This is a genomic window from Citrobacter freundii complex sp. 2024EL-00216 (assembly GCF_043945515.1).
GTDB lineage: Bacteria > Pseudomonadota > Gammaproteobacteria > Enterobacterales > Enterobacteriaceae > Citrobacter > Citrobacter portucalensis.
Map to the genome: position 1 here is coordinate 136,502 of NZ_JBIMRA010000004.1, position 26,024 is coordinate 162,525.

Sequence of the window (26,024 nt, forward strand, 5' to 3'; positions counted from 1 at the left end):
TCGCCTTCGCACGCATAACTTTTAACTGTTTGATAATCAAACTTAAACTCCAGGATCGGCATCTATGAGGTATACGGTAGCCTTAACCGGCGGCATTGGCAGTGGTAAAAGCACCGTTGCAAATGCGTTCGCTGACCTCGGAATAAACGTCATTGATGCAGATATTATTGCGCGCCAGGTGGTTGAACCCGGCACACCTGCTCTTAAGGCGATCGAAGAACATTTTGGTTCCGACGTTATAGCCGCAGACGGATCGTTGCAGCGACGCATTTTACGCGAACGCATTTTTTCCAATCCTGAGGAGAAAAGCTGGCTGAATGCTCTGCTTCATCCGCTTATTCAGCAGGAAACCCAGCGTCAGTTTCAGCAAGCAACCTCTCCTTATCTGCTATGGGTTGTCCCTTTGCTGGTGGAAAATTCGCTGTATAAAAAAGCCGACCGCGTACTCGTGGTGGATGTCACCCCCGAAACCCAGCTCAGACGCACCATGCAGCGTGATGACGTCACGCGTGAGCATGTTGAACAAATTCTTGCTGCCCAGGCAACGCGTGAAGCGCGGCTGGCCGTGGCAGACGATGTTATTGATAATAATGGCGCACCGGAAGCCATCGCCTCGGATGTCGCCCGCCTGCACGCGCTCTATTTGCAATGCGCGTCGCAGTTTGTCTCACAGGAAAAATCGTAATGCACACCCAGGTCCTTTTTGAACACCCTCTCAATGAGAAGATGCGTACATGGCTGCGCATTGAGTTTTTAATCCAACAGCTCTCCGTTAATTTGCCCATTACTGACCATGCCGGCGCTCTGCATTTTTTCCGCAATATCGGAGATTTACTGGATGTATTTGAACGCGGCGAAGTCCGTACCGAACTCCTCAAAGAACTGGAGCGACAGCAGCGTAAACTCCAGGCCTGGGTCGAAGTTCCCGGCGTCGATCAAAGCAGAATCGACTCTTTGCGTCAGCAGCTAAAAAGTGCAGGCAGCATTCTGATTTCTGCCCCGCGTATTGGACAGACGCTGCGCGAAGATCGTCTGATTGGTCTCGTACGTCAGCGTTTAAGTATTCCTGGCGGGTGCTGCAGTTTCGATCTGCCGACTCTGCATATCTGGTTACACCTGGCACAGTCGCATCGTGACGCGCAGGTTGAAACCTGGCTTGCCAGCCTGAATCCGCTCAACCAGGCGCTGTCGCTGGTACTGGATTTAATTCGCAACTCAGCACCGTTTCGTAAGCAAACCAGCCTGAATGGTTTTTATCAGGACAACGGCGAAGATGCAGATCTGCTACGCTTGCAGCTGCCGCTTGATTCGCTGCTTTATCCGCAAATCTCTGGTCATAAGAGCCGTTTTGCCATCCGCTTTATGCCGCTGGATAGCGAGAATGGTCAGGTGCCTGAGCGCCTCGATTTTGAACTGGCGTGCTGTTAAGGAGTCAACATGTCTGAACAAACCATCGTCAACTGCCCAACCTGCGGCAAGCCTGTAGTATGGGCTGAGGTCAGTCCGTTTCGCCCATTCTGCAGCAAGCGCTGCCAGTTAATCGATCTGGGAGAGTGGGCCGCAGAAGAGAAACGCATCCCAAGCTCTGGTGATCTGTCAGAAAGCGACGACTGGAGTGAAGAGCAGAAGTAATTCTGCTAAAACGGTGGGTCGGATAAGGCAATGCCGCATCCGACATTTTATGTTGTTTTGCCTGATGGCGCTGCGCTTATCAGGCCTACGAACTAAAACGTAGGGCGGGCAAGCGTAGCGCCCCCGCCATAATTTGCCGGATACGGCGTTGCCTTATCCGGCCTACAGCACCATTAGCCAGCTATCAGCTTTTCAATGACCGGTGCATTCGCGGGCGGGAAATCCTGCGCATTCAGAGCATCTTGCGCAATCCACTGCGCCGGTTGCCCCTCTTTTCCCCACGGCTCGCCTTCCCAGCTTTCAACCAGCCAGAACCACAGAGTGATATGCCTGTCCGGAAACTGATACTCCAGCTTTTCGAACAATGAGCTTTGAGTCGGCGTGATCCCCACTTCTTCCTGTAGCTCGCGAATCAGCGCCTGCTCCGGCGTTTCGCCCGCTTCAATTTTCCCGCCGGGGAATTCCAGCTTATTTGCCATGTGGGCATCAGCCGCACGCTGGGTGATAAAAATTTCATGTTGCTGATTACGAATAATCCCGACGGCGATTTGCAGTATTTTCATCTTTATCGTCCATAAAAAAGGCGCAGAATTCTGCGCCTTTTCAGTAAGTTATTTTCTTAGCTCAGACGGCCGTGGCACTGTTTGTATTTTTTGCCAGAGCCGCAAGGACACGGATCGTTACGACCCACTTTACGATCGCCGGTTTGTGCTGCCAGCTCTTCTGCCGCGGCAGAATCGTCGCCTTTATGACTCAACTGCTGCATCTGCGCTAAGCGCTCAGCTTCTTCACGACGCTGCTGCTCCATGGCTTCGACTTCTTCAGGCATACGCACCTGAACTTTGCTCAGGGTGCTGATCACTTCATATTTCAGTGATTCCAGCATTGACGCAAACATAGAGAAGGATTCACGCTTGTATTCCTGCTTCGGATCTTTTTGCGCATAACCACGCAGGTGGATACCCTGGCGCAGATAGTCCATCGCAGCAAGGTGCTCTTTCCACAGGGAGTCGAGAGTTTGCAGCATCACGCCTTTTTCGAAGTGACGCATCATCTCCGCGCCCACAACTTCTTCTTTACGCTGATAAACTTCGATGGCGTTAGCCAGGATACGTTCACGCAACGTTTCTTCGTGCAGCTCAGGCTCTTTATCCAGCCACTCTGAAATCGGCATCTCAAGATCGAAGTCGTTTTTCAGACGTTCCTGCAGACCCGGGATATCCCACATTTCTTCCAGAGACTGCGGCGGAATATAGGCATCAATAGTTGCTTTGAAGACATCTTCACGGATGCTGTTGATGGTTTCGCTAACGTCAGTTACGTCCAGCAGTTCGTTACGCTGGGTGTAGATAGCACGGCGCTGATCGTTGGCAACGTCATCATATTCCAGCAGCTGCTTACGAATATCGAAGTTGCGGCTTTCCACTTTACGCTGCGCGTTAGCAATTGCTTTGGTCACCCATGGGTGTTCAATGGCTTCGCCAGGCTTCATACCCAGTTTACGCATCATGCCTGACACGCGGTCAGAGGCAAAAATACGCATCAGCGCATCTTCCATCGACAGATAGAAACGGGAAGAGCCCGCATCACCCTGACGACCCGAACGACCACGCAGCTGGTTATCGATACGGCGAGATTCGTGACGCTCGGTACCGATAATATGCAAGCCACCGGCAGCTAATACCGCGTCATGGCGAACCTGCCACTCGGCTTTAATCTGCGCGATTTGTTCCGGAGTTGGGTTTTCCAGCTCGGCAACTTCCGCCTGCCAGCTACCGCCCAGTACGATATCGGTACCACGACCGGCCATGTTCGTCGCGATAGTCACGGCTGACGGGTAACCCGCCTGGGCGACGATTGCAGCTTCGTTGGCGTGGAACTTGGCGTTCAGAACATTGTGTTTGATACCCGCTTTGCTCAGCTCGTTAGACACTACTTCCGATTTTTCAATGGAGATAGTACCTACCAGCACCGGCTGGCCATTTGCAGTACGTTCTTTAATATCTTCAATGATCGCCTGAATTTTTTCCGCTTCGGTCATGTACACCAGATCCGGTAAATCCTTACGGATCATCGGACGGTTGGTCGGCACAACCACGGTATCCAGTTTGTAGATGGAGCTAAATTCAAACGCTTCAGTGTCGGCTGTACCGGTCATACCGGCCAGTTTTTCGTACAAACGGAAGTAGTTCTGGAAGGTAATAGATGCCAGCGTCTGGTTCTCGTTCTGGATCTCTACGCCTTCTTTAGCTTCAACAGCCTGGTGCAGACCATCGGACCAGCGACGCCCCTGCATGGTACGACCGGTGTGTTCATCGACGATGATAACTTCGCCGTCTTTCACGATGTAGTCTACGTCGCGGGTAAACAGCACGTGCGCACGCAGTGCGGCAGTCACGTGGTGCATCAGCATAATGTTGCCTGGAGAGTACAGTGACTCGCCCTCGTCCATAATGCCTTCGTTAACCAGCAGCTCTTCAATCAGCACCAGACCACGTTCGGTCAGGTTAACCTGGCGCGCTTTCTCATCAACTGAGAAGTGGCCTTCGCCCTGGAACGTGTCGGAATCTTCCTTCTCCTGACGGATCAGGTGCGGGATGATTTTATTCACTTTTTTGTACATTTCCGAGCTGTCTTCAGCCGGGCCGGAAATGATCAGTGGCGTACGCGCTTCATCGATCAGGATGGAGTCGACTTCATCGACCAGCGCATAGTGCAGTTTACGTTGAACACGCTCTTCCGGACTAAACGCCATGTTGTCACGCAGGTAGTCAAAGCCGTATTCGTTGTTGGTACCGTAAGTAATATCGGCGTTGTAGGCTTCACGCTTGGCTGGCGCAGGCAGGCCAGACATGTTGATACCAACGGTCATGCCGAGGAATTCAAACAGCGGGCGGTTATTTTCGGCATCACGCTGAGCCAGATAGTCGTTCACGGTAACCACGTGTACGCCCTTCCCGCTTAATGCGTTCAGGTAGGCTGGCAGCGTCGCGGTAAGGGTTTTACCTTCACCAGTACGCATTTCCGCGATGCAGCGATCGTTAAGCACCATACCGCCCAGCAGCTGAACGTCGAAGTGACGCATACCGAACACGCGTTTACTCGCTTCACGCACTACTGCGAACGCTTCCGGGATCAGGCTCTCAACGCTGGCACCTTTTTCCAGACGGGCGCGGAATTCAGCGGTCTTCGCTTTCAGTTCATCATCGGAGAGTTTTTCCATCTCCGGTTCCATCGCGTTGATGACATTGACCACTTTACGCATACGACGCAGCGTACGCTCGTTACGGCTACCGAATACTTTCGTTAATAATTTGATTAGCATAATAAAATCTCAAACGCCCCGCGGTGCGGAGTCAAAAATTATAAGTTGGAAGGTTCTTTTTTAGCTGAGGCGTTGAGGACCAGCGCGGATACCCTGCAGCTGGCTGATCCAGACCGGAACGCTAAACGCGGCCTGAGAGGTAAAGTGTGCGTATGTCACGCGACTTACTGTCGCGGGCGGAGTGCCTTCTTGCGTCAGCATCGCGCTGAGCGTATTCAGTAACGCAAGATGGTGCGCCTGGATTGGCAATGGCTCTTCGGCAACGGGCAACGCCTGAGGTGCCATGGCAAAAGAAAGATGGCGGATAACCGTACGAATGGCATGTTGATGCCAGTAATCGACGGTAAAATTTGGGCGGCGATTAGTCGCTTCCAGCAAAGCAAGCTGGCTAAAGTTAACTTTAGCGCCTTGATCGTGATTGCTGGCGGTCGCCTTCGCGGGGGTATTAGGTTCAGCAGCATTACCGAGCGCGGGCAGGCCAAAACTAGCCGCGACCATCCCCAACAGGAGATGCGGCCAGAAGTACCGTCTGCCTAACTGTCGCCAGCGCGTCAGTATTCCACTCACGTTATTGCCACCTGATATACCCTGCGTTTGGGGTTACAAATGCAAAACCATTTTTTGCGCACAAATCTTACCATTAATGCGTTCGCACCACAGCAGTAATGACAGCAAGTCGCGGGTAAATATGCTTAAGAAAGCAGCGATCGAACGGTATTTTAATCTACCTGTGGGGAAAAAGTCGCTTCAGATAAGGTGGTTTGCACTCGGAAGATAAAAAAACGACTGGTTCACCTGGCCGGAGAGAGTGCCAGATTTACCAGTCGAATTTATGCGACAGCGTATGTCGTTATGCCAGTACGGTCGATGGTGCTTTGAACGCCAACGGCAGTTCTGCATCGTCCTGGAAGGTCACATATTCCCAGGCTTCCTGTTTTGCCAGGACCGCCTGCAACAGTTTGTTATTCAATGCATGACCGGATTTATACGCGGTAAATGCACCAATAATGTTGTGACCACACATGAACAAGTCACCGATCGCGTCGAGCATTTTGTGACGAACGAATTCATCTTCAAAACGCAGGCCGTCTTCGTTCAATACGCGATAATCGTCAACAACGATGGCACAATCGAAGCTGCCGCCCAGGCACAGGCCGCGGGACTGCAGATATTCGATATCACGCATGAAGCCGAAAGTACGCGCACGGCTGATCTGACGCATGAACGCATCCGCAGAGAAGTTCATCGCGTAGCGCTGCGTGCTGGAGTCGATCGCCGGATGGTTAAAGTCGATGGTGAAATCCAACGTAAAACCATTATACGGCTTAAACTCAGCCCACTTATCGCCATCTTCGACACGAACGGTCTCTTTGATGCGAACAAATTTTTTGGCGCTGCTCAGTTCTTCAATACCTGCATCAAGCAGCAGATAAACGAACGGAGCGGCACTGCCATCCATGATCGGGATTTCCGGTGCGTTAACTTCAATAACGATGTTATCGATACCTAAACCCGCCAGAGCAGCATTAAGGTGCTCTACGGTTGAAATCCGTACATCATGCTCATTGACCAGACACGTACAGAGCATGGTATCACGCACAGATTTGGCATCGGCCGGGAAATCTACCGGAGGATTCAAGTCGGTGCGACGATAGATGACCCCGGTGTTGGCCGGCGCAGGGCGTAATGTCAGGGTGACTTTTTTGCCGGTATGCAAACCGACGCCAGTCGCCTGAACGATACGTTTAAGAGTCCTTTGTTTGATCATCGTATAATCTCGCCAAATTACCTATCCAACCGAAGTGTACTATACATTCGGTGGGCCAGTTTAGCACAAAGAGCCACAATTCCCAAATTCCAGCTAATTCTTAATCAGCTTGCTTACGCAGGAATGCTGGGATATCCAGATAATCCGGCTCTTTGGTGGTTTGCGGCGTATTGTCGTTAACCACTTTCGCTACCGGTTTCTGCTCTTGCGTCAACGGCGCCATGCCGTGCTGCTGGTAACGATCCATTACCGGCTGCTGTACCTGCTTGTTGGTCACCAGAGTGATTTCAGGACGTTTGTCCATACCAATTCCAGTTGCAACAACGGTGACGCGCAGTTCGTCGTTCATATCCGGGTCCAGGGAGGTACCGATAACCACGGTCGCATTATCCGATGCAAAGGCACGAATCGTGTTCCCGACGGTTTCGAACTCATCCAGACGCAGGTCGAAGCCCGCAGTAATGTTGACCAGCACGCCGCGCGCACCAGACAGATCGATGTCTTCCAGCAGCGGAGAAGAGATAGCCATTTCAGCCGCTTCTTCTGCACGGTCTTCACCGCTTGCCACGCCTGAACCCATCATCGCGTAGCCCATTTCGGACATCACGGTGCGCACGTCTGCAAAGTCGACGTTCATCAGGCCCGGACGAGTAATCAGTTCAGCGATACCCTGGACTGCGCCTTTCAGCACGTCGTTCGCTGCGCCAAACGCATCCAGCAGGGAGATACCGCGACCCAGCACTTTCAGCAGCTTGTCATTCGGAATAGTGATCAGAGAGTCCACATGTTTGGACAGCTCGGTGATACCCTGTTCCGCGAATGCCATACGCTTCTTACCTTCAAAGTTGAAAGGCTTAGTCACGACAGCAACGGTCAGAATACCTAAATCTTTTGCTACTTCAGCAACCACTGGCGCTGCACCGGTACCGGTACCGCCGCCCATGCCAGCTGCGATAAACACCATGTCTGCGCCGTCAAGCGCTGCACGCAGAGCTTCACGATCTTCGTCTGCCGCATTACGGCCTACTTCCGGGTTTGCACCCGCGCCCAGACCTTTGGTGATGCCGCTACCAATCTGAATGGTCTGTCCAACCGCCGTTTTACGCAACGCCTGAGCGTCGGTATTCACCGCGAAGAATTCAACACCTTCGATGCGCTCGCGCACCATGTGTTCAACGGCATTACCGCCGCCGCCGCCGACGCCGATGACTTTAATCACCGCGTCATTGGTAAGTTCCATAGGTTCAAACATAGTTTCTCTCTCCGTTGTGCCTGTCGCCTGAGACCGTTAATGTGCGTTGGTCTCTTTAAAAATTAAAACTCTTTTCGCAGCCAGCTATTGAGTCGTTTGATCCACGAGCCAACTGATGCCGTAACGCGTTTTTCTACTTCAGCCTCACCACTCAAATGGGATTCTTTCCCGTAGTGAAGCAGCCCCACTGCCGTTGAATAATAAGGCTCCTGGGCATAATCCGTCAGACCAGTGATATTCAGCGGTGCGCCAATACGTACTTGCGTATGAAACACGCGCTGTGCGCAGGCCGCAAGACCTTCAATTTGCGCAGCGCCACCGGTTAACACAATCCCCGCCGCCAGATGATGTTTCACACCCTGCTGGCGAAGCTGTTCTTGTAATTGCAAAATTTCTTCGTTGACCAGGTTGAGCAGCTCGGTATAACGCGGCTCAATGACCTCTGCCAGGGTCTGACGTTGCAGGCTACGCGGTGGACGACCACCTACGCTTGGCACTTCAACGCTTTCGTCTTTACCCACGATGGAGCCCAGCGCGCAACCATGACGCACTTTGATGGCTTCAGCATCGCTCGGCGGCGTACCAAAGGCATACGCGATATCGCTGGTCACTACATTCCCTGCATAAGGGATAACTTTAGTGTGGCGCAACGCCCCGCCAGTATAAACGGCGATGTCCATTGTACCACCACCAATATCCACCACGCAGACACCCAGCTCACGTTCATCTTCCGTCAACACGGAATAACTGGCTGCCAACCCGGCAAAAATCAGTTGGTCAACTTTCAGACCACAACGTTCAACGGCTTTGACAATGTTCTTTGCCATGTCGTTGTGGCAGGTAATAAGATGGACTTTTGCCTGCATACGCACGCCGGAAAGACCGACCGGATTTTTAATGCCTTCCTGGTAGTCGATGGCGTATTCCTGCGGAATAACGTGCAGAACACGATGTTCATCGCGAACGCGTACGGATTTTGCCGTATGTACCACGTTTTCCACATCTTCCTGCGTCACTTCCTCTTCGGAAATGGGCACCATACCAATTTCATTTTGACAGCTAATATGTTTACCGGAAAGTGCCAGATACACCGAGGAAATCTGGCAATCTGCCATCAGTTCAGCCTGGTCAATGGCGCGCTGTACGCACTTCACCACTGACTCAAGGTCATTCACCCCGCCTTTATCCATACCTCGCGATGGGCAACTGCCCACGCCAATGATATTGACCATACCGTCGGGCAGAACTTCCCCTACTAAAGCGGCTACCTTCGCGGTGCCAATCTCCAGTCCAACTACCAGTTTTCTGTCCGTCGCCTTGATCATTGTTGTTCTGCCTGTGCCTGATTCTGTTGCTGATTAGATTCCTCAGGAGGCAAGGGAACCCAGCCTACTGCCGCTCCTGAGTCATAACGCAAATCAACGTAGCTAATCCGTTTGCCATCGGTTTGCGCCTGCTGCTGTAAAACCGGGTAGAGTTCCACAAAGCGAGCCAAACGTTTTATCGTATCGCCCCTGCCCAGATTCAGCTTAATATCGTTATTCAGCGTCAACTGCCAGGAACGACGAGCGGTCATCGCCGCTTCCTTCAGGGTGAATCTATCCTTAGCCAGCACCTGCCCCATATCGCGGAACCCTTGCAACACTTCACTTGCGCTGCCTTCCGGTCCATACAACATGGGTAATACCTGCTTATTGGCCCGACCGGTTGGAACACTGAACGTATTTCCTTCAGCATCCACCATATGTTGGTCATTCCAACGCGCAATGGGCACATATTCAACCAGATGAATCTTCAATTCATCGGGCCATTGCTTTCTGACGCTCGCCTGTTTAATCCAGGGGAGGCGTTCAATTTGACTCTGAATGATGTTCACATCCTGAGTCATAAAGGTTCCCGGAGCGCCCAGCGCCAAAATGGACTGACGAATATCGTCATTGCGCGTGTAATGCCGTTCGCCGGTTAACACCAGTTTCGATAAAGGCAAACGTTGCGCATCTTCCATCCATCCCAACACTACCCAGCCGCTGACAAACACGGTGCACAGCACTGTCAGCAGGAACAATATTCCTGCAAGACGCGTTCCATTATTGCGGCGTGAGGAGTTTACTTCTTCTTCATCACCGTTTCGCGTGTTCAGCGCAGCCTGCGACATATCAGTCCGCCAACTCCAGAATTCTTACCACCAACTGCGAGAAGCTCAGGCCCGCCTGACGCGCCGCCATCGGCACCAGACTGTGGCTGGTCATACCTGGAGAGGTATTCGCTTCCAGCAGATAAAACTGGCCATCGCTGTCCAGCATGACGTCAATGCGACCCCAACCTTTACAGCCCAATGTGGTCCACGCTTTCAGGACTAATTCCTGTAAACGGGCCTCTTGTTCGACTTCCAGACCGGCAGGGCAGAAATATTGTGTCTCATCAGAGAGATACTTCGCCTCATAATCATAGAAGGTTCCCGCGGGTTGGATACGTATTGACGGTAAAATTTCTTCACCAAGTATCGCAACTGTAAATTCCGGGCCACTGAGCCATTTTTCGATCAGTACTTCTTCATCATGCTGAAAAGCCAATGCTAATGCACCATGCAAAGCATTTTCTTCTTCAACTTTTGACATCCCTACGCTTGAGCCTTCACGGCTTGGCTTCACAATCAGCGGCAAACCTAGCGCAGAAATCTCCGTAACAACCTCATCACTAAGACCTTTTTCGAACTCAGCGCGGGTCAATGCGACCCAAGGCGCGACCGGTAAACCAGCCCCCTGCCACAACAGTTTGCTGCGCAGTTTGTCCATCGAAATCGCAGAAGCCATGACGCCACTACCGGTGTACGGCAGACCAACCAGCTCCAGCATGCCCTGCAACGTGCCATCTTCACCACCACGACCGTGCAGCGCAATAAACACCTTTTGAAAACCCATCGATTTCAAAAGCGTGACATCAACCTCTTTTGGGTCAATTGGATGAGCATCCACACCACCTTCGCGTAACCCTGCCAGTACGGCCGCGCCGGAATTCAGCGAAACGTCACGCTCTGCGGAGGTTCCCCCTAACAGGACCGCGATTTTATCAGCCATGTTGTTCTTCCTCCGGGTTTTGCGGCTTCAGTTTGATTTCAGCTAAGGAACGCGCGATTTTGCCGATATTTCCAGCGCCCTGCACCAAAATCAGATCGTTGCCGGTTAATACCGGCGCCAGCATGTCTGCCACCTGAGCCGGATCGGATACCAGAATCGGGTCGATCTTACCGCGACCACGGATCGTACGGCACAGCGAGCGGCTGTCGGCTCCTGGAATCGCGGCTTCACCCGCGGCGTACACATCCAGCATCAACAGCGCATCGACCTGAGTCAGCACGTTGGCAAAGTCGTCATACAGATCGCGAGTACGCGTAAAGCGGTGCGGCTGGAACAGCATCACCAAATTTTTGTCCGGCCAGCCCGCGCGTGCAGCTTTAATCGTGGCATCCACTTCCGTAGGGTGATGACCATAATCATCCACCAGCAACGCCGTCCCGGCTTTACCGTTTACCGGCTCAAGCGGGAATTCGCCGAGGAAGTCAAAACGTCGTCCGGTGCCCTGGAAACTTTCCAGCGCGCGCAGAATTGCGTCGTCTTCAATGCCTTCTTCTGTTGCAACTGCTACCGCCGCCGCCGCGTTCAGCGCATTGTGACGGCCCGGTGCGTTCAACGTCACGCGTAAATCGGCCATCCCCTGACGCAGCAGCGTGAAGTGTCCTTGTGGACCAATCTGCTGGTAATCTTCGACGCGCACATCAGCATCATCGCTGAAACCATAGGTTGTGGTTTGACGACCAACTCGCGGCAACAACTCGCGGATCACCGGGTCGTCAACGCACATCACCGCACGACCATAAAACGGCAAGTTATGCAGGAAATTAATAAACGTCTGCTTTAAATTTTCGAAGTCGCCATGGTAGGTATCCATATGATCGGCTTCGATATTGGTAACAATCGCTACCATCGGCTGCAAATGCAGGAACGACGCATCGCTCTCATCCGCCTCCGCAATTAAATAACGGCTATGACCCAGACGCGCATGGACGCCTGCGGCCTTCACCAGACCGCCGTTGACAAACGTCGGATCCAGCCCCGCTTCCGCGTAGATACTGGAGACCATCGCTGTGGTCGTGGTTTTACCGTGCGTCCCGGCAATGGCGATACCGTGACGAAAACGCATTAACTCCGCCAGCATTTCAGCACGACGGATCACCGGAATGCGCGCTTCATGCGCCGCAACAATTTCCGGGTTATCCGCAGAAATGGCGCTGGATACCACCACTACGCTCGCATCGCGCACGTTTTCCGGGCGATGGTTGAAGAAAATCGTGGCGCCCAGATTCGTCAACTGCTGCGTCACCGGGTTCGGCGCTAAGTCAGAACCGCTGATCTGATAACCTTCGTTGGCCAAAACCTCGGCAATACCGCCCATACCAGCACCACCGATGCCGACAAAGTGAATGTGCCGAACGCGACGCATTTCGGGCACGATGGAACGCAGTTTTGCCAGTTGTTGTGTATTCATTCTTTAGCCATTAACTTCTTAGTTCATGCGATGCAAAAGGCATCACCACAATTACGCCCGGGCAGCCCGGCTCACTTCATTAGCAACGCGCTCTGTAGCATCCGGAATGGAAGCGGCGCGCGCACGTTCTGCCATGGTTAATAAGGTTTCTCGCGACCACCCGGAAAGGGTGTTAGCGACGGCATCCACAGTAAACTGCGGCTGCTCAAGAATTTTGGCGGCGCCCGCTTTCTCCAGCGGCAGCGCGTTCCAGTACTGCTGTCGGTCTTTATGCTGAAAAGGCACAAACAGCGCAGGCAAACCTGCGGCGGCAATTTCGCTTACCGTCAGCGCGCCGGAGCGACAAACTACGACATCCGCCCACGCGTAGGCTGCTGCCATATCATCAATAAACTCAGTGACCTTGTGCTGCGGTTGTCCCGCGTCGGCATACGCGTGTTCAACGGTTTGCTGCGCACCTTTGCCACTCTGATGCCAGATAGTCACCGCATCACCAAGCTTTGCAGCAACCTGCGGCATCGTCTGGTTCAATACGCGTGCGCCCTGAGATCCCCCGACGACCAGCACGCGAACCGGGCCTTCACGCCCCGCCAGACGCGCTTCGGGCAACGGCAGCGCCAGAACATCGGTGCGTACTGGGTTACCCACCACTTCCGCATTCGGGAAAGCGCCAGGAAAAGCCTGCATCACCTTCGTTGCAATCTTCGCCAGCCACTTGTTGGTTAATCCCGCAATGCCGTTCTGCTCATGCAGGACAACCGGAATGCCTAATGACCAGGCAGCCAGACCGCCAGGGCCGGACACGTAACCGCCCATCCCCAGCACCACATCAGGCTTAAACTGCTTCATGATGGCGCGCGCCTGACGCCAGGCATTAAAAATACGCACGGGGGCGGCAAGCAGCGCGTTGACACCTTTGCCACGCAAACCGGAGATGCGAATAAAGTCAATTTCGATGCCATGCTTTGGCACTAAGTCCGCTTCCATACGATCGGCGGTGCCCAGCCAACGAACCTGCCAGCCCTGGGCCATTAAATGATGCGCGACCGCCAGCCCCGGGAACACATGCCCGCCGGTACCGCCTGCCATCACCATTAACCGCTTCGGTTGACCACTCATCGTGCACCTCGTGTAAACGCCTGGGCTTTTTCCAGACGCGTTTCATAATCAATACGTAACAAAAACATGATGGCCGTCGACATAATCAACAAACTGGAACCACCATAACTGATCAGCGGTAACGTCAGACCTTTTGTTGGCAGCATACCTGCTGCCGCGCCGACGTTTACCAGGGCCTGGAAGCTAAACCAAATCCCGATGGAGCAGGCTAAAAAGCCTGAAAAACGGTGGTCAATTTCCAGCGCTTTGCGGCCAATCGACATCGCGCGAAAAGCGACGAAGAATACCATTAAAAGCGCCAATACCACACCGATATAACCCAGCTCTTCCCCAATGATGGCGAAGATGAAGTCGGTGTGCGCTTCCGGTAAATACTCCAGTTTTTGCACTGAATTACCTAACCCCTGACCCCAAACCTCACCGCGACCAAAAGCCATCAGCGATTGCGTTAACTGATAGCCGCTGCCAAACGGATCTTCCCATGGGTTCCAGAAAGAGGTTACGCGGCGAATACGATACGGTTCGGCAAGGATCAGCAGCACCACCGCCGAAATCCCCATGCCGATAATGGCAATGAACTGCCACAGTTTCGCACCAGCGAGAAACAGCATCGCCAGCGTCGTGACAAACAGTACCACTACCGTACCAAGGTCAGGCTGCGCCAGCAGTAAGACTGCCAGCACCAGAATCACGCCCATCGGTTTTAAGAAGCCGCGCAGGTTGTTACGCACTTCATCGACTTTACGCACCAGGTAGTTAGCGAGATAACAGAACAGCGACAGCTTGGTGAATTCCGCAGGCTGAATACGCAGCGGCCCCAGCGCGATCCAGCGCGATGCCCCGTTAACGGAGCTCCCCACCACCAGCACGATCAACAACATGATGATCGAGGCGATCAGCATCGTCGTGCTGTACTTTTGCCAGAACTCCATCGGCAGACGCAGCGTCACCATCGCCAGACAGAACGCGAGGAAGATATACAGCGCGTCACGCTTAGCAAACAGGAAGGGATCGCCTGCCAGGCGTTGCCCTACGGGCATCGATGCCGATGTCACCATCACAAAACCGATCGCTGCCAGACCAAAAGTCAGCCACAGCAGCATGCGGTCATACATGATCAGGCTGTCCGCGTCTTTATCACGCGAAGCCATCACCCAGCCTTTAAGTGCCGCGAAGATCCACGCCAGGACACCCAGTCCCGGTACGCGCGGCATTTTCAGACGAGGGAGAGAGAATCGCATCAACCCAACTCCTTCGCCAAACGGGTAAAGACGTCACCGCGTTGCTCAAAGTTCTTGAACTGGTCAAGGCTGGCGCAGGCTGGCGACAGCAGCACCATATCACCCTGCTTCACACGTGGTGCGAGCAGACGCATTGCCTGCTCCATGGTTTCAGTGTGTTCCGCAACCTCAGGACGCAGAGCGGCAAGCTGCGCGCCATCGCGACCAAAGCAGTACAGACGAATGTTGTCGCCAGTCAGGTAGCATTGCAGCGGCATAAAGTCGGCGGATTTCCCATCGCCGCCCAGCAGCAGGTGCAACGTACCGTCAACGTGCAGACCATTCAGCGCCGCTTCGGTGCTGCCAACGTTGGTGGCTTTTGAATCGTTGATCCAACGCACACCGTTATGATTCAGTACCAACTGGAAACGATGCGCCAGACCGGTAAAGGTAGTCAGCGCTTTCAGGCTGGATGCCCGCGGCAGACCCGCAGCATCCGCCAGCGCCAGCGCCGCCAGGGCGTTGGTATAGTTATGCTGGCCGGTAAGCGTCATCTCTTTCACGTTCAGGACTTTTTCACCCTTCACCCGCAGCCAGGTTTCACCCTGCTGACGATTGAGATGATAGTCACCCATGTTGATGCCAAAGCTCACGCAGCGCTCATCCGCCCCGCGAATCGGCATGGTCAGCGCATCATCGGCATTAACCACGCACACTTTCGCATTCTCATAGACGCGCAGTTTGGCCGCACGGTACTGCTGCAAGCCAAACGGATACCTGTCCATATGATCTTCAGTGACGTTCAAAATGGTGGCGGCTACGGCCTGTAAGCTGGAGGTTGTCTCCAGCTGGAAGCTCGACAGCTCCAGTACATACAGCTCACGTTCGTCATCCAGCAACATCAGCGCGGGCAGGCCGATATTTCCGCCAACACCCACGTTCACACCAGCCGCTTTCGCCATTTCTCCCACCAACGTGGTGACGGTGCTTTTCCCGTTGGAACCGGTGATCGCGACGATCGGCGCCTGCGCTTCACGACAGAACAGCTCGATGTCACCGACAATTTCGATCCCTGCATCAGCAGCGGCGCTCAGAGAAGGATGCGCCAGGGCAATACCAGGGCTGGCGACGATGAGATCGGCGGCCAGCAGCCAATCATCATTCAGGCTGCCAACATGACGCTCAACCGCTTCCGGCAATTTATCCAGGCCAGGTGGCGTTGCGCGGGTATCCATCACACGCGGCGTCACGCCACGCGCCAGAAAGAAATCCACGCAGGACAGCCCGGTCAATCCCAGACCGATAATGACGACTTTTTTACCCTGGTAATCAGCCATGATTAACGTACCTTCAGCGTTGCCAGGCCAATCAGCACCAGCATCAGCGAAATAATCCAGAAGCGCACAATTACGCGCGGTTCCGGCCAGCCTTTCAGTTCATAGTGATGGTGAATCGGCGCCATACGGAAGATACGCTGTCCGCGCAGCTTAAAGGAGCCAACCTGCAGAATGACCGACAGCGTTTCCACAACAAATACGCCGCCCATGATTACCAGCAGGAATTCCTGACGCAGCAGCACGGCAATAATGCCCAGCGCGCCGCCCAGCGCCAGCGAACCGACGTCGCCCATAAAGACCTGCGCCGGATAGGTGTTAAACCACAGGAAGCCTAACCCCGCACCGACAATCGCCGTACAGACGATCACCAGTTCGCCGGCATGGCGTAAATACGGAATGTGCAGATAGTTGGCAAAGTTCATGTTACCGGTCGCCCACGCCACCAGCGCAAAACCCGCAGCCACGAACACGGTCGGCATAATCGCCAGACCATCCAGGCCATCGGTGAGGTTTACCGCATTGCCAGTACCCACAATAACGAAGTACGCCAGCAGCACGTAGAACAGCCCCAATTGCGGCATGACATCTTTAAAGAACGGCACCACCAGCTCGGTAGCCGGGGTATCTTTACCGGCGAGGTACAGCGCAAAGGCTACACCCAGCGCAATCACCGACATCCAGAAGTACTTCCAGCGGGCAATCAGGCCCTTGGTATCTTTGCGCACCACTTTGCGATAGTCATCGACAAAACCGATAATGCCGTAGCCAATCAATACCACCAGCACGCACCATACGTACGGGTTCGACGGATATGCCCACAACAGAACGGAGATAACAATCGCGGTGAGGATCATGATCCCGCCCATGGTTGGCGTACCGCGTTTACTAAAGTGCGATTCAGGACCGTCGTTACGTACAACCTGTCCAAAGGACATTTTTTGCAAGCGGGCAATCATGCGCGGGCCCATCCACAAAGAGATGAACAGCGCGGTCAGCAGGCTGACGATGGCGCGAAACGTCAGATAGGAAAAGACGTTAAAGCCGGAATAATATTTGACCAAATGTTCGGCCAGCCAAACTAACATGTCCCATTCTCCTGTAATGCGCGTACTACCTCTTCCATGGCGGCACTACGTGAACCCTTCACTAAAATCGTCATGACCTGATGTTCTGCAATCAATGCTTTAAGATGCGCGGCCAGCGCGCTTTTATCCGCAAAATGTTCGCCAACGCCGCTGGCGTCGCTAATTGCCTTACTCAGTTTTCCTGTACTCAGTACACGGTCGATACCTGCTGCTTTCGCAGCAACACCTACCTGTACATGGCATGCTTCACTTTCTGCGCCAAGCTCTGCCATATCGCCAACGACCAGTACGCGATAGCCCGGCATTTCAGACAGCACCTGCACCGCTGCGGTCATCGAACCGACGTTCGCGTTATAGGAGTCGTCCAGCAGCAACTGATTTTCTGCGAGTTGAATCGGGAACAGACGTCCCGGTACCGCTTGCAGATCCTTCAAACCCGCTTTGATCGCCTCGTGCGTCGCGCCTACCGCCATAGAAAGCGCCGCCGCCGCAAGGGCGTTAGCGATATTGTGGCGACCCGGCAACGGCAGCAGGACATCAATGCTTCCGGTCGGCGTTTGCAGAGAAAATTCTGTGCCATGCGAGGTCACATGAACGTTGGTAGCAGAAAAGTCGCTGTTGGCCGCATTCGGGGAGAAGCGCCAGACTTTGCGTTCGCCGATGATGCTTTGCCAGTTCAACCAGTCGTTGTTGTCGGCATTCATAATGGCGATACCATTCTCAGACAGGCCGGTAAAAATCTCACCTTTTGCCTTCGCAACGCCCGCCAGAGAGCCGAAACCTTCCAGGTGCGCGGCGGCCAGATTGTTCACCAGCGCCGCTTCCGGACGCGTCAGGCCGACGGTCCAGGCGATTTCGCCCTGATGGTTGGCGCCGAGCTCAATCACGGCATAGTCGTAATCGTTATTTAAGCGCAGCAGCGTCATCGGTACGCCGATGTCGTTATTCAGATTGCCCGCGGTATATAGGGTGTTACCACACTGGCTCAGAATGGCAGCCGTCATCTCTTTGACGGACGTTTTACCGGATGAGCCGGTCAGCGCGACAACGCGCGCCGGAACCTGAGCGCGAACCCACGCCGCCAGTTCACCAAACGCCAGACGCGTATCTTTAACAATCAGCTGCGGCAGGTTGGTGTCCAACGGGCGGCTGACCAGCAGCGCACCCGCCCCGCTCTCTTGCGCTTTGTCTGCAAAATCATGGGCATCAAAGCGTTCGCCTTTCAGCGCCACAAACAGGCAGCCCGGCGTCACTTTACGCGTATCGGTTGTTACGGCATCAAGGGGCAGATCGGCCCCTTTCAGTTCGCCACGGAGGATCTCCGCCAGTTGGCTGAGCGTTACGCTAATCATGCGATAACCCCCAGCAGACGCGCTGCGGTCACGCGGTCAGAATAGTCGAGACGCTGCGAGCCGACGATCTGGTAATCTTCGTGACCTTTCCCGGCCACCAGCACCACGTCGTTTTCTTTCGCCTGCATAATGGCGTTTGTCACGGCTTCTGCGCGCCCTTCCATCACCTTCGCCTGTCCGGCATCCAGCATACCCGCCAGAATGTCGTTAATAATGGCGCGCGGCTCTTCGGTACGCGGGTTGTCATCAGTCACCACGACAACATCTGCAAACTGCTCGGCGATTGCGCCCATCAACGGACGTTTGCCTTTATCGCGATCGCCACCGCAGCCAAAGACGCACCACAGTTTGCCAGTACAGTGCAGACGTGCCGCCTGCAGCGCTTTTTCCAGCGCATCTGGCGTATGAGCGTAATCAACCACCACGGTGGTTTTACCCGGCGCGCTGAACACTTCCATACGTCCGCAAACCGGCTGCAATTGTGTCGCCGTTTTCAGTAAATCAGCTAACGGATAGCCCAGTGCCAACAGCGTTGCCAGCGCCAGCAAAAGATTGCTGACGTTAAACGCCCCCATCAGGCGGCTTTCAATTTCGCCGTCGCCCCATGAGGAGGTAAAACGAATCGTTGCCCCGCTGTCGTGATACTTCACGTCAACCGCTTTTAACCAACGACCATGACAGTTCGGGTTGATGTGGTCTTCCATCGAAACGGCAACCGCATCCGGGAGTTTCGCCAGCCAGCGACGACCGACTTCATCATCCGCATTGACGATGGCCTGACCGCAATGGTGCGTGGAATACAGCAGCCATTTCGCGGCTTCGTAATGTTCCATGTCGCCGTGGTAGTCGAGATGGTCGCGGCTTAAGTTAGTAAATACTGATGCGGCAAACTTCAGCGCCGCCACGCGATGCTGAACCAGGCCGTGTGAAGAGACTTCCATCGCGCCAACCGTTGCGCCCTGCGCAGCCAGCCCCGCCAGCACATGCTGGACATCAACGGCTGAACCGGTGGTATTTTCCGTCGGGATCACTTTGCCCAGCAGGCCATTGCCTACTGTTCCCATTACCGCGCTGGTTTCGCCAAGCAGTTGGCTCCACTGGGCCAGCAATTGGGTGGTGGTGGTTTTACCGTTAGTCCCGGTTACGCCGACCAGACGCATTTTCTCAGAAGGCTCGTGGTAAAAACGGCCCGCCAGTGCAGATAAACGTTCGTTAAGCTGACTGAGATAGATGACCGGAACGCCATGCATTTCACGGATTTCACCATCAGTAGCTTCATCTTTTGCTTCTGCAATAATGGCAGCCACACCTTGCGCTATCGCCTGCGGGATATACCGACGCCCGTCCGCCTGATGACCCAATACTGCGACAAAGAGATCGCCTGATGCAGCCACACGGCTGTCAAGCGTCATCTCCCGCAGTGCTCGCTCCGGTGCACCCGGCACCCATGGAGCAAGAAGGTCGCGCAAATTACGATCTGCCACCTGTTGCCTCGCCTTGATTATTCACAAATTCATTTTTATCGCCCGTTGTCAGCGCATCCGGCTCGATGTTCATGGTGCGCAGTACGCCGCCCATGATGGCACCAAAGACCGGCGCGGAAACGGCGCCACCGTAGTATTTACCCGCCTGCGGATCGTTGATAACAACAACCAGCGCGAAGCGCGGCTGACTCGCAGGCGCAACGCCTGCGGTATAAGCAATGTATTTGTTGATGTAGCGGCCATCCGGCCCTACTTTTTTCGCTGTACCGGTTTTAATAGCGATGCGATAGCCTTTAATGGCCGCCTTCACGCCGCCGCCGCCCGGCAGCGCCACGCTTTCCATCATATGCACGACGGTACGCACGGTATCTTCCGGGAAGATACGCTCACCCGGAACAGGAGGGTCAACTTTGGTAATCGACAGTGGACGATAAACGCCGTAGCTGCCGATCGTTGCATAGACTCGCGCTAACTGTAACGGCGTTACCATTAGCCCGTAGCCGAAAGAGAAGGTGGCCCTCTCTATGTCAGACCACCGTTGTTTTTGAGGATATAAGCCACTGCGTTCTCCGACCAACCCCAAATTGGTCGCTTTTCCCAGCCCAAAACGTGAGTAAGTATCTACTAACGCTGAGGACGGCATCGCTAACGCCAGCTTGGAAACACCGACGTTACTCGACTTCTGCAAAACCCCGGTGAGGGTTAATTCGCTATAACGCGCCACGTCTTTGATTTCGTGACCATTAATTCGGTAAGGGATAGTGTTAAGGACGGTATTTTCGCGTACCACGCCACGCTGCAGCGCGGTCATCACCACCATCGGTTTAACGGTAGAACCCGGTTCAAACACGTCGGTGATGGTACGGTTACGCATCGCGTCTTTTGGCGTACCGGTGAGATTGTTCGGGTTGTAGGACGGACTGTTGGCCATGGCCAGCACTTCACCGGTGTTTACATCCACCAGTACCGCACTGCCTGACTCCGCCTTGTTGAACGCCACGGCGTTATTCAGTTCACGGTAGACCAGTGCCTGTAAACGCTCATCAATGCTCAACGCGAGGTTATGCGCCGCCTGGCTGTCGGTAGAGGAGATATCTTCAATGACGCGGCCATAACGGTCTTTACGTACAATACGTTCGCCCGGTTGTCCGGTGAGCCACTTGTCGAAGCTCTTCTCTACGCCTTCAATCCCCTGGCTGTCGACGTTAGTAAAGCCGATGAGGTGAGCAGTCACTTCTCCGGAAGGATAGTAACGGCGGGATTCTTCGCGCAGGTGGATACCTGGCAGCTTCAGTTTCTTGATGTAGTCGGCCATGTCAGGGTTTACCTGACGCGCCAGATAGATGAAGCGCCCTTTCGGGTTGGCGTTAATGCGGGAAGCCAGTTGATCGAGCGGGAGATTCAGCGCGGTTGACAGCGCTCTCCAGCGTTCGCCAACGCTCACGCCGCCTGCATCATGTACTTCTTTCGGGTCGGCCCATATCGCTTTAACCGGAACGCTCACCGCCAGCGGGCGACCAGAGCGGTCGGTAATCATTCCGCGTGATGTAGACACTTCCTGGACGCGTAGAGAGCGCATATCACCCTGACGCACCAGCATGTCCGGCGCGATGATTTGCAGCCAGGCAACGCGCCCCAGCAGAAAACCCAGTGCCAGCAAAATACAGCCGCACAGTAACGCAAAACGCCAACTGATAAAGTTGGCTTGTTCTTCCTGGCGTTTTGGTTTGTGCGTTTTTGCCGCTGCTTTCATGCGTCGCGTTTATCCTTATTTTTGTACTACGATATTTTCTTGTGAGGGATCGACATGCTGCATTTGCAGCTTTTCCGTTGCGATCCGTTCAACACGGCTATGGTCGCCGAGCGCGTTCTCCTCAAGGATCAAGTTGCGCCATTCGATATCCAGCGCATCTCGCTCCAGAACCAGCTGCTCACGCTGCGCAGTCAGTAACCGCGTATGGTGTGCTGTTGTCACGACGGTAACCGCCGTCAAAATAATGCAAATGAACAGGCAGAGTGGCAGCTTCCCAAACCGCAAAAGATCGTCACCGATCACGCCAGGCAAGGCATGGCGCTCGTTGCTTCCTATCGATCCTTTAACTTTGCTGGGGGCTTCTGTCACTCTGCTGATCATGCGTTCGTCCTCTCTGCAATACGCAGAACTGAACTACGGGCACGAGGATTCTCAGCTACCTCTTCTTCACCCGGCATCATCTTGCCTAGTGCTCTTAACTCACGGCCGCCCAGCTTTTTGATCTGCGCTTCGGTCATCGGTATTCCAGCCGGTACCTGAGGACCACGGCTTTGTTCACGCATAAAGCGTTTCACAATGCGGTCTTCAAGCGAATGGAAACTGATGATCGAAAGGCGACCACCTGGAGCCAGCACGCTGAGCGAGCTTTTTAGCGCCTGCTCTATCTCCTCCAGTTCACTGTTCACCCAAATGCGCACCGCCTGGAAGGTACGGGTCGCGGGATGTTTGAATTTGTCTTTCACCGGCATTGCCGCTGCAATAACTTCCGCCAGCTCTTTGGTGCGGGTCATCGGTTCGATGCGGTTGCGCTCCACGATGGCGCGCGCAATGCGTTTGCCGAAGCGCTCTTCGCCAAAGGTTTTAATCACCCAGGCAATGTCTGCTTCATCGGCGGTTTGCAGCCATTCGGCCGCTGACTGACCGCGTGTTGGGTCCATACGCATATCTAACGGACCGTCACGCATAAACGAGAAACCGCGCTCTGCGTCATCGAGCTGCGGTGAAGAAACGCCGAGATCGAGAAGAATCCCGTCGATCTTACCGGTCAGTCCACGCTCGGCGACATAGTCAGCCAGCGCAGAGAAAGGTCCATGTACGATGGAGAAACGGGGATCGGTAATCGTTTTTGCAACGGCAATAGCCTGCGGATCGCGATCGATTGCCAGTAAACGTCCCTCTTCGCCAAGCTGGGAGAGGATCAGACGTGAGTGACCACCGCGACCAAATGTCCCGTCAATGTAGATGCCGTCTGGACGAATATTCAGGCCGTTTACGGCTTCATCCAGCAACACCGTTGTATGTTTATAATTTTCCGTCATTTTATAGAGACAAATCCTGCAATCGTTCCGACAACGCGCCAGTAACAGACTGCTCAGCGTCGATATCTTCCTTGACCTGTTGATACCAGGTCGTTTCATCCCACAGCTCAAACTTATTGAACTGCCCAACCAGCATCACTTCTTTCGTTAGCCCTGCGTGTTGCCGCAGAATGGGTGCTATCAGTAATCGACCAGCGTTATCCATCTGACATTCGCTGGCATGACCCAACAATAAGCGCTGTACGCGACGCTCAACTGGATTCATGCTCGACAGACGCGATAGCTTCTGCTCGATTATTTCCCATTCAGGCAGGGGGTACAGCAGCAGGCACGGGTGATGGATGTCAATGGTGCAAACCATTTGACCGGTAGCGCTCTCAAGCAGTTGATCCCGATAACGGGTAGGCACGGATAAGCGCCCTTTACTGTCGAGATTAACTAACGTTGCTCCCCGGAACATGCCAGTCTCACCCCCAATTACCACTTTATCCCACAAATTCCCACTTAAAGGAGTTTACGGAGCGGAGGAAAACCTTGTCAAGCAAGTCGCGGCGCTTAGCGGAGCAAAAAACCCATTGTTTACGGCTAATATCAGCGCTGAACAAATTCCGTACAGCAAACGAAGCAAATTAACGTCATGAATATTTGTAAGAAAAAAATCCAACAACTCATCATTGTTTAAAACAACTGAATATCATCCAAAGAAAATATAAAGTGTCAGTTTGCGACGCGAGCGGCATTTTAGGACAATATGCAGCGAGTTAACAGTACCAGTTAATCGGTCTGTACGCCGCGCAGAGCCGAGGAAAGCACCAGATGGCCGCAATACGAGAGCAAAGTGTTTGTTAATTCGGCAAATCCATACAAGCATGTAACAAAATAATACAAGCGTAACGCGTCGTTACGTATCAATAACCCAAAAATGGATAGTTGCATTTTTAATTCGGGGTATTTCAAGAATGATTTCAGATAATTCTAAAGAATATTCTTAAATATAATGCGGTTATTTCTGAGAATAGAAAAATTGAAGACGTCAGAGGCTTATCCCGCCGACGTCATCAATTGAGGAAACTTAGTTACGGCTGAGAATACCGCGACGGTACAGATTACGCCGTATACGCGTTAAACCTGGTTTTGGTTTACGCGGTTCGTCAAGACTTGCCAGTACAATCTCCAGCACGCGTTCTGCGACATCACGATGGCGCTGTGCCACTGCCAGTACCGGGCACTGCAGGAAGTCGAGCAGTTCGTGATCGCCAAAAGTCGCAATCGCTAAATCTGACGGCAGTTGCCCATCACGACGCAGGGTCACATCCATCACGCCCTGCAACAGGGCAAACGACGTGGTAAACAACGCCTGAGGCATTGGGTGCGTTTCCAGCCATTTATCAAACAGCTGCGCAGCCGCTTCCCGCTCATAGCTGTTGGCGTACAGGAAATGGACTTCACGCGGATCGTCCTTCCACGCGGTACGAAAACCCTGCTCGCGCAGGAAACTGACGGATAATTCAGGAAGCGCGCCCAGATAGAGAACGGTTTCAGCAGGGAATTTGCGTAACTCCTCTGCCAGCATTTCCGCATCATCCTGATCCGCACCCACAACGCTGGTAAAATGTTCGCGGTCCAGTGCACGGTCCAGCGCCACAATCGGGAATGAACTGTTTGCCCAGCGTTGGTAGAACGGATGCTCAGGCGGCAATGAAGTCGACACAATAATGGCATCGACCTGGCGCTGTAAAAGATGCTCAATACAGCGCATTTCGTTATCCGGCTGATCTTCAGAGCAGGCAATCAACAGCTGATACCCACGCTGACGCGCCTGGCGTTCCAGATAGTTTGCGATCCGGGTATAGCTTGTGTTCTCAAGATCCGGGATCACCAGCCCGATAGAACGTGTGCGTCCAGCACGCAGCCCGGCCGCCACGGCATTCGGGTGGTAATTATGCTCACGCACCACCGCCATGACTTTTTCAACCGTTTTGTCGCTTACGCGATATTGCTTTGCTTTGCCATTAATAACGTAGCTTGCAGTCGTTCGCGAAACGCCGGCCAACCGAGCGATTTCATCCAGTTTCACAATTGCCCCTTGCGTAAAATGTACAAACCATAACCTTTTAGATGGCATGGGTTAAACTTCTTAACATCTAAGCGCAGAATAATGACTGCGGCAACCGCTTTTGTCTCTGGTTACTGCTGATTTCGCAAAAAAAAGCGCAGCAGGTAGCATCAGCGAAAGCGGGTTCGTTACCTGCAGGCAGGATAAGGCGTTTATGCCGCTATCCGGCATGACCTCCACGATGAGGCCTGATAGCGCTTTGCTTACCAGGCCTACGGTTGACGATTAGCGCATAATTTTATCGCCACGGGAGAGTCCCACCACACCGGAACGAGCAACTTCCACAATTTTGGCGACTTCACGCAAGGTTGCCAGAAACGCATCCAGCTTGTCGCTGGTGCCCGCCAGTTGTACGGTGTAGATAGACGGCGTCACGTCGATGATTTGCCCGCGGAAAATCTCCGTGTTGCGTTTCACCTCCTCCCGGCCATAACCGCTGGCCTGGATTTTCACCAGCATGATTTCTCGTTCAACATGGGCACCCTGCCCCAGCTCGCTAACGCGCAGAACATCCACCAGTTTGTGGAGCTGCTTTTCGATCTGCTCAAGGACTTTCTCATCCCCTACCGTCTGAATCGTCATCCGCGATAAGGTGGGGTCGTCGGTCGGCGCGACGGTCAGGCTTTCAATGTTGTATCCACGCTGGGCGAAGAGGCCAATCACCCGCGACAATGCACCCGACTCATTTTCCAGCAATACTGATAATATCCGGCGCAT

The 26,024-nt window shown here is 53.7% G+C and carries 24 protein-coding genes; 3 read left to right on the forward strand and 21 right to left on the reverse strand.

Going from position 1 to position 26,024, the window contains the following annotated elements; genetic code table 11:
• The first annotated feature begins 64 nt into the window (after window positions 1-64).
• The 3 genes from coaE to yacG are packed head-to-tail and all read left to right on the forward strand — an operon-like array spanning window position 65 to window position 1,632.
• Entirely contained in the window at window positions 65-685 is a 621-nt protein-coding gene (gene coaE, locus ACHHZ7_RS06695) for a dephospho-CoA kinase (RefSeq protein ID WP_060682750.1), read from the forward strand.
• On the forward strand, window positions 685-1,428 hold the full coding sequence (zapD, locus tag ACHHZ7_RS06700) for a cell division protein ZapD (protein WP_008786201.1): 744 nt from the start codon (window positions 685-687) through the stop codon (window positions 1,426-1,428). Before coaE ends, zapD begins: the two co-directional genes overlap by 1 nt.
• A 9-nt stretch (window positions 1,429-1,437) precedes the next feature.
• On the forward strand, window positions 1,438-1,632 hold the full coding sequence (gene yacG, locus ACHHZ7_RS06705) for a DNA gyrase inhibitor YacG (RefSeq protein ID WP_003018740.1): 195 nt from the start codon (window positions 1,438-1,440) through the stop codon (window positions 1,630-1,632).
• 173 nt (window positions 1,633-1,805) lie between these two features.
• Here yacG and mutT read toward each other — a convergent pair whose 3' ends face one another.
• From mutT to ilvN, 21 genes are all read right to left on the reverse strand, one after another.
• A complete protein-coding gene (gene mutT, locus ACHHZ7_RS06710) occupies window positions 1,806-2,195 on the reverse strand; it encodes an 8-oxo-dGTP diphosphatase MutT (protein ID WP_008786200.1) in 390 nt (129 codons plus the stop codon).
• A 56-nt stretch (window positions 2,196-2,251) separates the two neighbouring features.
• Window positions 2,252-4,957 carry a preprotein translocase subunit SecA gene (gene secA, locus ACHHZ7_RS06715; protein WP_003829517.1) on the reverse strand — a complete coding sequence of 902 codons (2,706 nt, stop codon included), beginning with the start codon at window positions 4,955-4,957 and terminating at the stop codon, window positions 2,252-2,254.
• Between the two features lie 60 nt (window positions 4,958-5,017).
• On the reverse strand, window positions 5,018-5,524 hold the full coding sequence (gene secM / locus ACHHZ7_RS06720; protein ID WP_003829520.1) for a secA translation cis-regulator SecM: 507 nt from the start codon (window positions 5,522-5,524) through the stop codon (window positions 5,018-5,020).
• Window positions 5,525-5,807: 283 nt separating this feature from the next.
• Window positions 5,808-6,725: a UDP-3-O-acyl-N-acetylglucosamine deacetylase gene (lpxC, locus tag ACHHZ7_RS06725; protein ID WP_006686706.1), complete on the reverse strand. Its 918-nt coding sequence runs from the start codon at window positions 6,723-6,725 to the stop codon at window positions 5,808-5,810.
• 100 nt (window positions 6,726-6,825) lie between these two features.
• Window positions 6,826-7,977: a cell division protein FtsZ gene (gene ftsZ / locus ACHHZ7_RS06730; protein ID WP_003018753.1), complete on the reverse strand. Its 1,152-nt coding sequence runs from the start codon at window positions 7,975-7,977 to the stop codon at window positions 6,826-6,828.
• Between the two features lie 62 nt (window positions 7,978-8,039).
• Window positions 8,040-9,302, reverse strand: a complete 1,263-nt coding sequence (gene ftsA / locus ACHHZ7_RS06735) for a cell division protein FtsA (RefSeq protein WP_003018755.1) — start codon at window positions 9,300-9,302, stop codon at window positions 8,040-8,042.
• Window positions 9,299-10,132 (reverse strand): cell division protein FtsQ, encoded by an 834-nt coding sequence (gene ftsQ / locus ACHHZ7_RS06740; protein ID WP_003018758.1) that lies wholly within the window; start codon window positions 10,130-10,132, stop codon window positions 9,299-9,301. The genes ftsA and ftsQ overlap by 4 nt, the downstream gene beginning before the upstream one ends.
• A gap of 1 nt (window position 10,133) precedes the next feature.
• On the reverse strand, window positions 10,134-11,054 hold the full coding sequence (locus tag ACHHZ7_RS06745) for a D-alanine--D-alanine ligase (RefSeq protein ID WP_048214939.1): 921 nt from the start codon (window positions 11,052-11,054) through the stop codon (window positions 10,134-10,136).
• A complete protein-coding gene (murC, locus tag ACHHZ7_RS06750; RefSeq protein ID WP_060682751.1) occupies window positions 11,047-12,522 on the reverse strand; it encodes a UDP-N-acetylmuramate--L-alanine ligase in 1,476 nt (491 codons plus the stop codon). The genes ACHHZ7_RS06745 and murC overlap by 8 nt, the downstream gene beginning before the upstream one ends.
• 51 nt (window positions 12,523-12,573) lie before the next feature.
• Window positions 12,574-13,641, reverse strand: coding sequence for an undecaprenyldiphospho-muramoylpentapeptide beta-N-acetylglucosaminyltransferase (gene murG / locus ACHHZ7_RS06755; RefSeq protein ID WP_060682752.1), 1,068 nt, complete (start codon window positions 13,639-13,641; stop codon window positions 12,574-12,576).
• Entirely contained in the window at window positions 13,638-14,882 is a 1,245-nt protein-coding gene (gene ftsW, locus ACHHZ7_RS06760; protein ID WP_003829529.1) for a cell division protein FtsW, read from the reverse strand. Before ftsW ends, murG begins: the two co-directional genes overlap by 4 nt.
• A complete protein-coding gene (gene murD, locus ACHHZ7_RS06765; protein ID WP_060682753.1) occupies window positions 14,882-16,198 on the reverse strand; it encodes a UDP-N-acetylmuramoyl-L-alanine--D-glutamate ligase in 1,317 nt (438 codons plus the stop codon). Before murD ends, ftsW begins: the two co-directional genes overlap by 1 nt.
• Before the next feature lie 2 nt (window positions 16,199-16,200).
• Complete coding sequence (mraY, locus tag ACHHZ7_RS06770) at window positions 16,201-17,283, reverse strand: phospho-N-acetylmuramoyl-pentapeptide-transferase (protein ID WP_003018774.1); 1,083 nt, start codon at window positions 17,281-17,283, stop codon at window positions 16,201-16,203.
• Entirely contained in the window at window positions 17,277-18,635 is a 1,359-nt protein-coding gene (murF, locus tag ACHHZ7_RS06775) for a UDP-N-acetylmuramoyl-tripeptide--D-alanyl-D-alanine ligase (protein WP_060682754.1), read from the reverse strand. The genes mraY and murF overlap by 7 nt, the downstream gene beginning before the upstream one ends.
• On the reverse strand, window positions 18,632-20,119 hold the full coding sequence (gene murE, locus ACHHZ7_RS06780) for a UDP-N-acetylmuramoyl-L-alanyl-D-glutamate--2,6-diaminopimelate ligase (protein WP_008786196.1): 1,488 nt from the start codon (window positions 20,117-20,119) through the stop codon (window positions 18,632-18,634). The genes murF and murE overlap by 4 nt, the downstream gene beginning before the upstream one ends.
• Window positions 20,106-21,872 carry a peptidoglycan glycosyltransferase FtsI gene (ftsI, locus tag ACHHZ7_RS06785; protein ID WP_003829538.1) on the reverse strand — a complete coding sequence of 589 codons (1,767 nt, stop codon included), beginning with the start codon at window positions 21,870-21,872 and terminating at the stop codon, window positions 20,106-20,108. The genes murE and ftsI overlap by 14 nt, the downstream gene beginning before the upstream one ends.
• Before the next feature lie 15 nt (window positions 21,873-21,887).
• A complete protein-coding gene (gene ftsL, locus ACHHZ7_RS06790) occupies window positions 21,888-22,253 on the reverse strand; it encodes a cell division protein FtsL (protein ID WP_060682755.1) in 366 nt (121 codons plus the stop codon).
• Window positions 22,250-23,191, reverse strand: coding sequence for a 16S rRNA (cytosine(1402)-N(4))-methyltransferase RsmH (rsmH, locus tag ACHHZ7_RS06795; protein ID WP_003018789.1), 942 nt, complete (start codon window positions 23,189-23,191; stop codon window positions 22,250-22,252). The genes ftsL and rsmH overlap by 4 nt, the downstream gene beginning before the upstream one ends.
• Window position 23,192: 1 nt before the next feature.
• A complete protein-coding gene (gene mraZ / locus ACHHZ7_RS06800) occupies window positions 23,193-23,651 on the reverse strand; it encodes a division/cell wall cluster transcriptional repressor MraZ (protein WP_003018792.1) in 459 nt (152 codons plus the stop codon).
• Window positions 23,652-24,263: 612 nt separating this feature from the next.
• Window positions 24,264-25,268, reverse strand: a complete 1,005-nt coding sequence (gene cra, locus ACHHZ7_RS06805; RefSeq protein WP_003018794.1) for a catabolite repressor/activator — start codon at window positions 25,266-25,268, stop codon at window positions 24,264-24,266.
• A gap of 264 nt (window positions 25,269-25,532) precedes the next feature.
• A complete protein-coding gene (ilvN, locus tag ACHHZ7_RS06810; RefSeq protein ID WP_003829566.1) occupies window positions 25,533-26,024 on the reverse strand; it encodes an acetolactate synthase small subunit in 492 nt (163 codons plus the stop codon).